Annotated in this window: 10 protein-coding genes (1 of these 10 running past the window's edge); 5 read left to right on the forward strand and 5 right to left on the reverse strand. The window is 74.4% G+C overall.

The features are described from left to right. The 3 genes from ACX9MN_RS13235 to ACX9MN_RS13245 form a co-directional block, all read left to right on the forward strand. Positions 1-650: the final stretch of an autotransporter assembly complex protein TamA gene (locus tag ACX9MN_RS13235; protein WP_489724673.1), read on the forward strand. Its footprint begins 1,309 nt before the window's first position; the window shows 650 of its 1,959 coding nt (coding positions 1,310-1,959); its start codon lies off the left edge, out of view; the stop codon is at positions 648-650. Then, positions 651-5,003 carry a translocation/assembly module TamB domain-containing protein gene (locus ACX9MN_RS13240; RefSeq protein ID WP_489724674.1) on the forward strand — a complete coding sequence of 1,451 codons (4,353 nt, stop codon included), beginning with the start codon at positions 651-653 and terminating at the stop codon, positions 5,001-5,003. A gap of 130 nt (positions 5,004-5,133) precedes the next feature. After that, complete coding sequence (locus ACX9MN_RS13245; protein WP_020094097.1) at positions 5,134-5,451, forward strand: HPr family phosphocarrier protein; 318 nt, start codon at positions 5,134-5,136, stop codon at positions 5,449-5,451. A gap of 3 nt (positions 5,452-5,454) precedes the next feature. On the opposite strand, the gene ACX9MN_RS13250 is transcribed toward ACX9MN_RS13245, so the two are convergent. The 4 genes from ACX9MN_RS13250 to ACX9MN_RS13265 form a co-directional block, all read right to left on the reverse strand. Beyond that, positions 5,455-6,174 (reverse strand): endonuclease III domain-containing protein, encoded by a 720-nt coding sequence (locus ACX9MN_RS13250; RefSeq protein WP_026605075.1) that lies wholly within the window; start codon positions 6,172-6,174, stop codon positions 5,455-5,457. A 73-nt stretch (positions 6,175-6,247) separates the two neighbouring features. Further along, positions 6,248-7,135, reverse strand: coding sequence for a GNAT family N-acetyltransferase (locus tag ACX9MN_RS13255; protein ID WP_489724675.1), 888 nt, complete (start codon positions 7,133-7,135; stop codon positions 6,248-6,250). A gap of 104 nt (positions 7,136-7,239) precedes the next feature. Further along, positions 7,240-8,346 (reverse strand): CobW family GTP-binding protein, encoded by a 1,107-nt coding sequence (locus ACX9MN_RS13260; protein WP_489724676.1) that lies wholly within the window; start codon positions 8,344-8,346, stop codon positions 7,240-7,242. Positions 8,347-8,412: 66 nt separating this feature from the next. After that, positions 8,413-9,930: a D-alanyl-D-alanine carboxypeptidase family protein gene (locus tag ACX9MN_RS13265; RefSeq protein ID WP_447699626.1), complete on the reverse strand. Its 1,518-nt coding sequence runs from the start codon at positions 9,928-9,930 to the stop codon at positions 8,413-8,415. Between the two features lie 269 nt (positions 9,931-10,199). Here ACX9MN_RS13265 and queE point away from each other — a divergent pair, with 269 nt between their 5' ends. After that, positions 10,200-10,832, forward strand: coding sequence for a 7-carboxy-7-deazaguanine synthase (queE, locus tag ACX9MN_RS13270; protein WP_427509950.1), 633 nt, complete (start codon positions 10,200-10,202; stop codon positions 10,830-10,832). 260 nt (positions 10,833-11,092) lie between these two features. Here queE and ACX9MN_RS13275 read toward each other — a convergent pair whose 3' ends face one another. After that, positions 11,093-12,004: a DUF6925 family protein gene (locus ACX9MN_RS13275; RefSeq protein WP_489724677.1), complete on the reverse strand. Its 912-nt coding sequence runs from the start codon at positions 12,002-12,004 to the stop codon at positions 11,093-11,095. Positions 12,005-12,179: 175 nt separating this feature from the next. Here ACX9MN_RS13275 and rfbC point away from each other — a divergent pair, with 175 nt between their 5' ends. Continuing rightward, on the forward strand, positions 12,180-12,731 hold the full coding sequence (rfbC, locus tag ACX9MN_RS13280; RefSeq protein ID WP_020094104.1) for a dTDP-4-dehydrorhamnose 3,5-epimerase: 552 nt from the start codon (positions 12,180-12,182) through the stop codon (positions 12,729-12,731). Positions 12,732-12,804: the final 73 nt, after the last annotated feature.

Here is a 12,804-nt window from a genome sequence, read left to right on the forward strand (position 1 = left end):
CGCAGGCGGGCCGGTCGAAGGACGCCCTCGGCACGGTCAATTACCGGCTGATCGGCGTGCCCGCCTCGGTCACCTACGATTCCACCGACAGTCTCCTCGACCCGACCCGGGGCGTCCGGGCCATCGCGTCGCTGGCGGTCTATCCCGGCGCGATCTCCTCGCCCGGCATCGTCGTGGCCAAGGCGCAGGGCTCCACCTACTACGCCCTCGACGACGAGGCCCGCGTGATCCTGGCCGGCCGTGTCGGCTTCGGCTCGGTCTCGGGCGCGCCGCTGGGGGAGATCCCCGACAATTTCAGGTTCTTCGCCGGCGGCGGCGGCTCGGTGCGGGGCTACCCGTACCGGACCCTCGGGCCGATCGGTCCCTTCAACCTGCCGATCGGCGGCCGCAGCCTGCTGGAGGCCTCGCTCGAGGCGCGCATCAAGGTCACCGACACGATCGGCGTCGTGCCGTTCTTCGACGCGGGCACCGCCTTCGCCTCGGCGACGCCGGATTTCGACGAGAAGATCCGCAAATCCGTGGGCATCGGCCTGCGCTACTACACCGGCATCGGGCCGATCCGCGCGGACGTCGCCTTCCCGCTCGACCCCTACAAGGGCGGACACGTGCGTCCCGCCGTCCTGTATCTCAGCCTGGGGCAGGCGTTCTGAATGGTGTTCCGAACCGGACTCACGCCGCGCACCGCGCGTCCGACCGCCCGTCCCGGCCGGTGGAGCCTGGCGCTCGTCCTGGTCTGCCTCGCCCTGCTGCCCTGGACCCTCGCGGCGACGCGCGCCGACGAGGGCGACAAGTCCGTCCTCGGCGGCCTCCTGTCCCGCGCCCTGTCGACGCCCTCGTCGCGGGTGGCGATCGGCGCCATCGACGGCGCCCTGTCCTCGGACGCGACCATCCGGGACGTGGCGATCAGCGACCGCGACGGCGTCTGGCTGAAGCTCGACCGGGCCCGCATCGTCTGGCGGCGGCTGGCCCTCCTGTCGGGACGGCTGGAGGTCGACAGCCTCGAGATCGGGCATCTCGACGTGCTGCGCCGCCCGATCCCCGGACCGCCGCCGCCCGAGGCCAAGCCCGACGGGCGGCTCCTCCCGGACCTGCCGGTCAAGGTCGAGATCAAGGGGTTCAAGCTGGCCGAGCTGACGCTGGGCGAGGCGGTGGCCGGGCAGCCGGCGCGGCTGTCGGCGGAGGGCCGGGCGAAGCTCGGCGCCGCCAGCGAGGGGCTCGACCTGCAGGCGAGGGCGCAGCGCCTCGACGCGCCGGGCCGCTTCCTGCTGTCGCTGCTGTTCGTGCCGAACGGCGAGCGGCTGGAACTCAAGGCGAACCTGGTCGAGCCGGCGGGCGGCCTGCTCTCGAAGGCCGCCAACCTGCCCGGCACCCCGCCGATCGACTTCGAGCTCGACGGGACCGGGACACTGGATGCCTGGGGGGCCAAGCTCGACTTCACGGCCGGTCCCGACATCGGCGCCACGGGCGGGGCGAAGATCTCCCGCATCGGGGCCGAGCGGCGCCTCGCCCTCGACCTCGCGGCCCGGATCGAGGGACTGATGCCCGGTCCGGCGGCGGCGGTCTTCGCCGGCACCACCAAGCTCGACGGCGGCCTCGCCTTCGCGGATAGCGGCGCCTTCCGGATCGACCGGCTGGAGCTGACCTCCCGCACGGCGCGCCTGACGGCCGGCGGCAGCCTCACCCGCGACCGGGTCGCCGACCTGACGTTGCAGGCGCGCGCCCTGCCGACGGAGGGCGACGTCACCCGGGCCGGCGAGGCCGAGATCGGCAAGCTCGTCTTCGACGGCAGCCTCAAGGGACCGCTGGCGGCGCCCACCGTCCGGGGCCGTCTCGACGCGGCCGCCCTGCGCAGCCGCGATTCCAGCCTCGACCGGATCGAGGCCAGCCTCGGCATCGACCCGCAGGGCGAGCCGTCGGCGCAGCGTTTCGCCATCGCGGCGGACGGCCGGGTCGACGGGCTGAAGCTCGCCGACCCGGCCCTGCGTCGGGCGATCGGCAGCCGGGCCACCGTGACGCTCCGGGCCTCGGCCGGCGCCGACGGCGTTCTCGATATCGCGGCGCTCAACCTCGATTCCGACACGGCGCGGGCCGCCTATGCCGGCCGGGTCGGCCAGAACACCCTGACCGGCACCGTGGACGCGGCGCTGCCGGACCTCTCCGTCTTCTCGGGCCTCGCGGGCCAGGGTCTCGCGGGCAGCCTCGACGCCAAGGCGCGGCTCAGCGGCGATCCGGCGCGCAAGGCCGTCGCCGCCGACCTCGCCGTGACGACGAGCGGCGTCGTCACCGGGGTCCGGGCGGCCGACCGCACCCTCGGCCCCGCGCCGAGCCTCCAGGGGCGCGTCTCCCAGACCTTCGACGGGTACGGCTTCGACCATCTGCGCCTGGAAGGCTCCGGCGTCACCGCGACCCTGCAGGGCGAGGCGACGGCGACCCGCGCGGACGTCACCGGCAGGATCGACCTCAAGAGCCTCGCGGATCTCGACGGGCGCCTCACCGGCAGGGCGGGCGTCGACGCGCGCCTGACCGGATCCCTCGAGCATCCGGACGTGACCGCGACCCTGACGGCGCCCTCCGCCACGGCGGCCGGCAAGCCGATCCGGGACCTGCGCGTCGAGGCGGTCCTGCGGGACGCGCTCCTCGCGCCGGACGGCACGGTCCGGCTCGGCGGCGACGTCGGCGGCAAGCCGCTGACCGGCGGCGCGCACCTCGCGCGCGTCGGCGGGGACTGGGTCCTCGACCGGCTCGGCCTCGATCTCGGCTCGGTCTCCGTCGCGGGCCAGGCGACGGTCGCGGCCGACACGTGGCTGTCGGCCGGCGCGCTCACCGTGCGGGCCGGCGACCTGACGGACATCGCGCCCCTGGTCCCGGAACCGGTCGCGGGCCGCCTCGACGCCGCGCTGACCCTCGCCCGCGACGGCGGGCGCCAGGACGTGACCGTCCGTGCCACCGGGGCCGGTCTCCGCTACGGCGAGACCGCCCTCGCGCGGCTCGACGCGGACCTCTCGGGACGAGACCTGCGCGCCCACCCGGTCCTCGACGGGCGCGTCGAGGCCGACCGGCTCGTGGCCGCCGGCCAGCAGGTCGACACGATCCGGCTCCTCGCGAACGGCACGCCCGCCTTCAGCGACGTGAGCCTCACCGCCCGGGCGCGCGGCTTCACGCTCGACGGTGCCGCGCGGGTCGTCCCGGCCGCGGACACGCGGATCGAGATCCAGCGCCTGTCGGCGGCCCGCGGCAACGACCGCTTCGCCCTCACCGGGCCGGCGGCGATCACCCTCCGGGACGGCGGCGCGGTGATCGACGGCCTGTCGATCGCGGCGGGCTCCGGCCGCGTCACGGTCGCGGGCCGCGCCGGGCGGGATCTCGACCTCAAGGTGGCGATCCGGTCGCTGCCCCTGTCGCTCGCCCGAATCGCCGCACCGAGCCTCGCCCTCTCGGGGACCCTGGACGGGGAGGCGGATCTCCGCGGCCGCGCGACGCGGCCGGAGGGGCGCTACGCGGTCAGCGTCGCCAAGCTCGTCGCCCCGCAGACGCGGCAGGCCGGCTTGCCGGCGATCGACGCGACCGCCAAGGGCACGCTGTCGGACGGGCAGGCGAGCCTGGACGGGCGGGTCACGGCCGGGCGCGGCGTCGCCCTGACGGTCTCCGGGTCGCTGCCCGTGGAGGCCGGGGGTCCGCTGGACCTACGCGCGCGCGGGACGCTCGACGCCGCCCTCGCCAATTCCCTCCTGAGCGTCGGCGGCCAGAGCGTCACCGGCAAGATCGCCATCGACGGCGGCGTCACCGGCACGCTCGCGGCGCCGCGGGCCCAGGGCGCGGCGGTGCTGAGCGGCGGGAGTTTCACCGATCCGCTGAACGGGCTCCGCTTCACCGGGATCGAGGGCCGCGTCACCGGCCGCGGCGACAGCGTCGTGGTCGAGCGCCTGACCGCGACCGCCCGCAACGGCGGTCAGGTCTCCGTAACCGGCCGCGTCTCCCTCGCGCCCGACTTCCCGGGCAATTTCCACGTCGTCGCCGACAAGGCCGAACTCGTCTCGAGCCCTCTGATGACGGCCGTGTCGAGCGTCGACATCACGCTGGCGGGGCCGCTGGCGCGGACGCCGCGGATCGCCGGCCGGGTGAACGTCGTGTCGATCGACGTCGCGGTTCCGGACCGGCTGCCGGCCACTATCCGGCCGCTGCCGGGCGTCCGCCACGTCAACACGCCGCCGGCCCTGAAGGCGCGCCTGGCGCAGCGGGCGGAGCGGAAGGCCGCGACCCGGTCCGGGCGACGGGGCGGGAAGCCGGCCGTCCCGTTCGACGCCACCCTCGACGTGACGATCGACGCGCCGAGCCGCATCTTCGTGCGCGGGCGCGGCATCGACGCGGAACTCGGCGGTGCGCTGCGCGTCACCGGCACCTCCGCGTCGCCCAACGCCAACGGCGCGTTCTCGCTGCGGCGCGGACAGTTCGAGCTCGTCGGCCAGCGCCTGGATTTCAGCCGCGGCCGGCTGACCTTCGCCGGCAGCCTGACCACGCCGGAGCTCGATTTCGTCGCCGAGACCAAGGCCACCGACGTGACCGCCCGCATCGCGGTCTCGGGCTTCGCGGACGCGCCGCAATTCTCCCTGACCTCGGATCCGGTCCTGCCGCAGGACGAGATCCTGTCGCGGATCCTGTTCAAGAAGGCCTCGGCCGGCCTGTCGCCGTTCCAGGCGCTGCAGCTCGCCCAGGCGGTCGCCCAGCTCTCGGGGGGCGCCGCCGGTCCGGACGTGTTCGAGCAGGCGCGCAAGAGCCTCGGCCTCGACAGCCTCGACGTCTCCACCGGCGCGAGCGGCGGGCCGGCGATCGGCGCCTCGCGCTACATCTCGGATCGGGTCAGCGTCGGCGTGAAGGCCGGGGCGAAGCCCGCCGACACCGCCGTCGGGGTCGACTTCGACGTCACCCGCCGGATCAAGCTGAAGGGCGAGGCCGGGACCGACGGCCGCACCAGCCTCGGCGTCGGCGCCGAGTACGAGTGGTAGCCGGCACGGTCACACAGCCGCCCGTTCCACCGCGCCCGCGGGGCTGCGGGATCGACACGCCCGGTCAATGGTTTAGGTTCGGGACGAGCGGCCGCCAGGGCCGCCGATCGGGCGGGAAACACCACGGGCGATGGACGAGCTTTTCGAGACCGATGACGATCCGCCGGTTCCGGAGGGCGGCCTTATCCGCAAGCTCCCGATCATCAACAGGCGGGGCCTCCACGCCCGCGCCTCCGCGAAGTTCGTGCAGACCGTGGAGCGCTACGACGCCGCCGTGACGGTCACCCGGGCCGGCGAGACAGTCGGCGGACGCTCGATCATGGGCCTGCTGACGCTCGGCGCCGCCATGGGCACACGCATCGCCGTCACCGCCGTCGGCCCGGACGCGGAGAGCTGCCTCGACGCCATCGAGGCCCTGCTGGCCAACCGCTTCGGCGAGGACGAGTAGCGTCTAGGCCGTCGCCTTGCCCGGCCACGCGCACAGGTCGGAGACCGGGCACCGGGGGCAGGCGGGCTTCCGGGCCGTGCAGGTGTCGCGCCCGTGCCGGAACAGCCAGACATGGGCGTTGTCCTTGAACGCGTCCGGCACGACTCGGGCGAGGCCGTCGGCCACCGCGTCGACGGTCGCGGCCGGGGCGAGGGGGATCCGGTTCGCGATCCGGAAGATGTGGGTGTCGACCGCGATCACCGGCTCGTGGAAGGCGAAGTTCGCCGTGACCTCGGCGCTCTTCCGGCCGATCCCCGGCAGGCGGCGCATCTCCGCGGCGCTGCGCGGGACGGCGCCGCCGTGCTCCGCGAGCAGGACCGCCGACAGCCTGACGATGTTGCGCGCCTTGGAGGGCCCGAGCCCGACCGGCCGGACGATCTCGGTGATCCGGGCCTCCCCCAGGGCCGCCATGGCGGCGGGATCGCGGGCCTCGGCGAACAGCGCGTCCGCGATCCGCGAGACGGTCGGGCCGGTGGACTGGGCCGAGAGCAGCACGGTCACGAGCAGGCGGAACGGGTCGGTGCGGTCGAATCCGGCCTTCGGATCCGGGTCCCGCTCGGCGAGGCGCGCGAGGATGGCGGCCACCCGGTCGGCCTCGCCCGCCCCGCGCGAGCGCGGCACAGTCTGTGCGGCCGCCTTCCGGCGCGGAGCGGGTCGAACGCCGTGGGGCAGGTCGCGGGTCATGTCGGCCAGCTAGGGTTCGCCGCCCCCGTCGACAGGCGCCCCGGACGCGGCGGATTGACCGCTCACCGACCACTCAGGCCCGGGCGCGGCGCCAGGGCACCGCGTTGGCGCCGGCGCACAGGTGGAGCGTCCCGGCGACCACCGCGCCGGCCCGCCGGCGGAACTCGACCCGCAGCGCGCCGCGGCGGGCGAACAGCCGGGTGACCACACGCACCAGCGACGCCTCGGCCGGATCGGCGATGATCGGCCGCGCGGCCGTGCGGGCGTCGAGGGCGAGGAAGGTCTCGACGGCGTCGCGGACCGCTTCCGGCTCGGTGACGGCGAGCATCTCGGTCTCCGCGGGCTCCCAGCCCTCGGGACGCACGCCGAGCAGGTTCCCGGCCGGGATCGGCCGGGAACGCGCCGGGCGGCTGGCCGCCAGGACGGGGCGCCGCGGCTCCGGATCCGGGGCGGGTGCGGACTGGCCGGCGAGTCGGAGCGGGCGGCGCAGCGCCCCGAGCCGCTCCCGCAGCGCCCGGTCGACGGCCTCCGCGGCCGCGCGCTCCACGAGGGCAGCCGCGTCGGGCTCGGCGAGCTGCCAGGGCCGGGCGCGGCGGCCCCAGACCGGATGCGGCATCGCCAGCGGGACCACGCCGCGCAGGGTCTCGTGGCCGTCGCGCGCGTCGCGGCTCCAGGCGAGGGCGACGGCGACGGGACGACCGGCCGGGCGGTGCTGGGCGAGCGGGAGAAGGTGGTCCGGGTCGCGCAGCGGGTCGGTCACCGCGTTGCGCACCAGCATGGCCCGCCACGCGGCGACGGAGGCCGCGTCGACGGCACCGGGTCGCCGCAGATCGACCCGCCAGGTCCCGGTCTCGGCGCCGTCCTCGGCGCCGTCCTCGGCACCGGCTCCGGCTTCCGGATCCGCCGCGCGGTCCGGCCGCTCGGTGAGCCCGCCCTGTATCACGGTGAAGCGTCGCGCCATCCGCGTGTCCTGCCTCTCGACGACCCGTCCCGATCCGGGACGATCCGGCGCCTCCAGGGCGCCCTTCGCGTCGAGGGCTTCAAGGACGGTGCCGACCGCCGGCGTCAGGGGCCGGGGATCGCCAGGGGATTGTCGAAGAGGGCGGCGGCATCCGGCGCGTCGACCCGGGGTCGGCCGAGGAAGGCGTCCCAGAGCTGGCGCACGAAGGCCGGATCGAGGTCGCGCAGGATCAGGACGAGGCGCGAGGTGTGGTCGGGATCCGGCCAGGCCGGCAGGGTGACCGGCGCGTGGAACACGTGCTGGACGCCGTGGACGACGAGGGGACGCTCGGGATCGTCGGCGAGGGCGACGAGGCCCTTGAGCCGGAGCAGCTTCGGCCCGTGGCCGGAGCGCAGGAGATCCATGAACATCTCGAAGGCGGGGCGCGGCACGGGCGCCGCGCTGGTCAGGCAGATCGCCCGGATCGACGCGTCGTGGCGGTTCACGTCGGCGTGGCGGTGATGCGCCTGCTCCAGCGCCGCGTCGCCGAGCCACGCGCGCACGTCGGCGGTCTTGCCGTCGAGGCCGAACAGGCCGCCGAGGAGCGTGTCCGCGGGGGCGTCGGGCGCGACGATCGGGGCGGCCGGGTTGAGCGCCGCGAGGCGCGCGCGGATCCCCGAGAGGTCGCCCGCGAGGTCGGCCTTGGTCAGCACGATCCGGTCGGCGACCGCGGCCTGCCGCAGGGCTTCCGGATGGGCGTCGAGGGTCGCGGCGCCGGTAGCCGCGTCCACCACCGTCACCACGGCCTGGAGACGGTACCGCAGCACGAGGTAGGGATGGTAGATCAGCGCGTGCAGGATCGGCGCCGGATCGGCGAGGCCCGTCGTCTCGATCACGACCCGGCGGAACGGCCGGATCCGGCCGTTGTCGCGCTTGCGCAGCAGATCCTCGAGGGTCGCGATCAGGTCGCCCCGCACTGTGCAGCACAGGCAGCCGGCGCCGAGCAGGATCATGTCCTCGTCGACGGTCTCGATCAGCAGGTGGTCCAGGCCGATCTCGCCGAACTCGTTGACGATCACCACCGTGTCGGCGAGCGCGGGATCGCGCAGCAGCCGGTTCAGCAGGGTGGTCTTCCCGGCTCCGAGGAAGCCGGTGACCACGGTCAGCGGGATCGGCTCCGGGCGGCGCGGGTCCGGAGCGGGGGCGGGGGTCTCTGACAGAGGCGGCGACATGGGCGACGAAGTGGGGTGTGGCGGCCTCCGCGGCAACGCGGCGGCCGCACGGACACCCGCGCGGGCCTACTCGTCGGCCGCCGCCTTCTTGGCGGCCGGCTTCCTGGCCGGGGCCTTGGCCGCCGCCTTGTGGGACGTCGTATCGGCCTTGGCGGGCGACGGCTTGTGGGCGGCCGCCTTCGGAGCCGGCTTGGTCAGGCCCTTCCCGGGCTTGGCCTCCGGCATCCCGGGCGTGACGTCCGACGTGTAGGCGCTGGCGTTGCGCGGCACGCCGTGGCCCGGCTTCGCGGCGACCTTGGGAGCGGATTTGGCGGCCGCCTTCGCGGCCTCGGCCCGCTCCAGGCGCGCCGCGCGCGCCTGCTTGGCCGCCTCGAGGGCCGCCGCGCGCTTGGCCTTGGCGGCCTCGAGCTTGGCGGCGCGGGTGTTGGCGGCGGCGGCCTTCTGCTCGGCCTCCTGCGCCTCGAGGATCTGCTGGCCCTCGGCCGGGTTGCGACCGACCCAGACGGCGATCGGCTGGAGCGGCGCCCGCGGCGGCAGGGACCGCGCCCGCAGGGCCGGGTTGGAGAACGCGGCGAGCGCCAGCGCCGGCGAGTTCGCCGCCGAGCCGCCGATCAGCTGCGCGGCCGAACCGGGGGCGCTCAGCGCGCCGGGACCGTCCTCGATGGCCGGGGGCTTCTTGCCGCCGCACACGAAGGGACGCATGTCCGGCGGCGCCGGGATCGCGGAGGCCGGCAGCGCGTCGAGGGTCGGGCTGGTCCAGCCGGCGCTCTGGCCGAAGGCGTAGTCGAACAGGTCGGCGGTCTTCACGTCGCGCTCGCGCGGGGTCGGCTGCCCCATCACGATGGTGACGATCCGCCGGCCGTTGCGCGTGGCGGTCGCCACGACGTTGAAGCCGCCCGAGCAGATGAAGCCCGTCTTCATCCCGTCCGTGCCGGGATAGCGCCCGAGCAGGCCGTTGTGGTTCGCCATCACGGCGCGGCCGAACTGGATCGCCGAGATCGAGAACAGGTCGTGGGAATCCGGGAAGTCGCGGATCAGCGCCCGGGCGAGGACCGCCATGTCGCGGGCGGAGGTCCACTGGCGCGGGTCGGGCAGGCCGTTCGGGTTGAACCAGCGGCTGTCGTGCATGCCGATCCGCTGCCCGGTCTCGTTCATCAGCGCGGCGAAGTTCTCGACGGATCCCCCGAGCGACTCGCCGATCGCGTAGGCGACGTCGTTCGCCGACTTGACCATGATGATCTTCAGGGCGTTGTCGAGGGTGAGCTGCGTGCCCGGCTTGAAGCCCATCTTCGACGGCGGCTCGGCGGCGGCGGCGGCCGAGATGGTGATCATCGAGTCGAGCGAGACCTTGCCCTGGCGGACGAGGTCCAGGGCGACGTAGGTCGTCATCAGCTTCGTGATCGAGGCCGGGTACCAGGGATCGGTCGGCGCCTGCGCGTAGATGACCTTGCCCGAATCCACGTCGGCCACGAGGATCGGCACCGTCACGGCGTTCGCGGCGCCGATCCCGACCAGGCCTGCCCCGAGCAGACCCGTCAGCGCCGCAAGCCCGACGGTGAGGCGTCGGTAGAGAGAAGAGGACATTCGAGCCCGACTCGTCAGAGGATCGCCTGGATCGACGCCCTGGGGGCGTCGGATTTCCGGCCGGCCAGCCGGAGAGCGGCGCAGCCCGGTCGGCCGAAGGCGGTCGCCGGACTGCATCTCGGCATGAACGAGCCTACCGTGGCAAGAGCAAGGCGAGATCACATCGCGGGTCTGCACGGCGCGGTTGTCGGTGGCCCGCGCGGGCGGCACGGCTTATGTGCAGACCGGGCGCGCAAGCCGGATCGCGCGCGACGGTGACTGGGACGGTTGTGGCTTACGCGGTCAAGGAGATCTTCCACACGCTCCAGGGCGAGGGCGCGCAGGCGGGCCGTGCCGCCGTGTTCTGCCGGTTCGCCGGATGCAACCTCTGGTCCGGGCGCGAGGCCGATCGCGCCGCCGCGGCCTGCCGGTTCTGCGACACCGATTTCGTCGGGATGGACGGGGAGGGCGGCGGGCGCTTCGCGGACGCGGCCTCCCTCGCCGACGTGATCGCCGCCACCTGGGCGGGCGGCACCGCGAACCGCTACGTTGTCTTCACCGGCGGCGAGCCGCTGCTCCAGCTCGACACGCCGCTGATCGAGGCCGTCCACGCGGCCGGGTTCGAGATCGCCATCGAGACCAACGGCACGCTGCCGGCGCCCCCGGGGATCGACTGGATCTGCGTCAGCCCCAAGGGGAGCAACGCCCTCGCACAGGTCTCCGGCCACGAGCTGAAGCTCGTCTACCCGCAGGCGGACGCCGATCCCGCGGCCTTCGTGGATCTCGCTTTCCAGCACCGCTTCCTCCAGCCCATGGATGGCCCCGACCGGGTCGCCAGCACCGAGGCGGCGATCGCCTATTGCCGCCGGGACGCCCGCTGGCGGCTCTCGCTGCAGACCCACAAGATGATCGGCATTCCCTGAGAGGCCTGGATTCGGTCCCGGGATTGGGTTCGGACGAAGTGATCGCCAAGCCGGTGCCGCACGAGGCGCCGGTCCCCTCTCCCGTGCGGGAGAGGGACAGGGTGAGTCGCGGCCTGTCGGCAACCCGAGAGCGCGCCTGATCCTGAAGCTTCTCGTCCCTCACCCCGACCCTCTCCCGCACGGGAGAGGGGGTTACGGCGCGGTTGTCTCGACCGGGATCGCCGCCTCTCCGAACCATCAGGACGCGATCAGGGACGGCACTACCTGACGATAGCCCCCCGCTGGGCGCGCGCCGCACGGATCGCCGAGCGCGCGAACCGTCCGCCCGCGCGCGGCGGATCGGGATCCTGGCCGTCCAGCACAGCGCGGCGCAGGGCCACCAGCGCGGGATCGCCCCATCGGTCGAGGACGCGTCCGAACGCGGCGTGGCGCCCGGCATCGAACGGGACCGGTCGCCCGGCCCCGTCCCGCGCGGGATGGGCCGGATGCAGCGTCCCGCAGGGTATCCAACCCGGCGGGATCGGCGCGGTGGCCGCGTGCGTGCGTGCGAGTCGCAGGAGTTGCGGCAGCAGGTGGCACCGCGGCCCGGGCCCCGCGGCCGCCCGATCGGCCTCCGGCGCGAAGACCTCGACACGACCGATGCGGGTGATGACGATCTGGTCCAGGCTCGAGATGACAGCGGACGGCATCGCCGCGGCGCCGGCGGCGAGGAGCGGACGGCCCGCCAGCGCGCGCAAGCGGGCGATCCGCGCGGGGTCGGCGGTCCGGATGCAGGCATCCGCGGCGCGCAGACCGAGGCCGAGATCGAACAGGCGCGCGGCGCGGTCCTCCGGCCGGATTGCCGCCTCGTCGGGACCCAGTTCGGTCAGAACGGTGCGCCGGCCCATCGCGCAGGCGGCCTCGGGAAGGCAGAGCGCGAGCGTCTGGCTCCAGCCGTCGGCGAAGCCGGTCTCGTAGGCGAACGGCCTGAGATCCGGATGCACCCGGACCGCGAGCGCGCCGCGGGCCGTGCGGAGCCCGATCGCGTCGTCCTCGAGGGGCCGTGCCGGCTCGTCGGGTTCCCGCGCGAACACGGCGGCGGCTCCGTAGCCGCCGAGGCTCCACAAGCAGGCCGGATCGGCCAGCTGGGCACGCAGCAGGCCGTCCACCGCGGGTCCGGCTCCGCCCGTCATCGGCTCCCCTCGTGCACGCCACCGCAGCCCGCACGCCTTGACACGGACGGCGAATGACCGGAAGTCGCGGTGCATCACCGAGGTTGTGGTCGGCGAGGCGGGCGCGCGACCCGGAACGACCGACGCGGAGACGTCCGCTGGACCTCGCGACGGGATCCGCAAGAAGGGCGCTGGCATGGACGTCATCGAGACCGAGATCCCGGACGTGAAGCGCATCGTCCTGAAGCGCTTCGGCGACGCGCGGGGCTGGTTCTCGGAGACCTTCCGGGCCGACACCCTGGCGCGGGCCGGCATCACCACGCCCTTCGTGCAGGACAACCAGTCCTTCTCGGCCCCGCAGGGGACAGTCCGCGGCCTGCACTTCCAGATCGCCCCCCGCGCGCAGGCCAAGCTGATCCGCGTGCTGCAGGGCGCGATCCTCGACGTCGCGGTCGACATCCGCAGCGACTCGCCGACCTACGGGAAGTACGTCGCCGTCACGCTCGACGCCGAGAACGGCGAGCAGCTCTACATCCCGCACGGCTTCGCGCACGGCTTCTGCACCCTGACCCCCGACGTCATGGTCGCCTACAAGGTCGACGACTACTACAGCCCCGAGCACGACCGGGCGCTGTTCTGGAACGATCCGGCGATCGGGATCCCGTGGCCGGTCTCCGGCGAGGCGGCGATCCTGTCCGACAAGGATCGCCGGGCGCCGAAGCTCGCCGATCTCGGCCGCGTCTTCTGAAGAGCGCGGCCCGGCCGCAATTTTGTCACGACGGCCGGTCTTAGGCTGCCCCGGCTTTCTCAGTTCTCGATCG

It is taken from the genome of Methylobacterium sp. 1A, assembly GCF_058072805.1.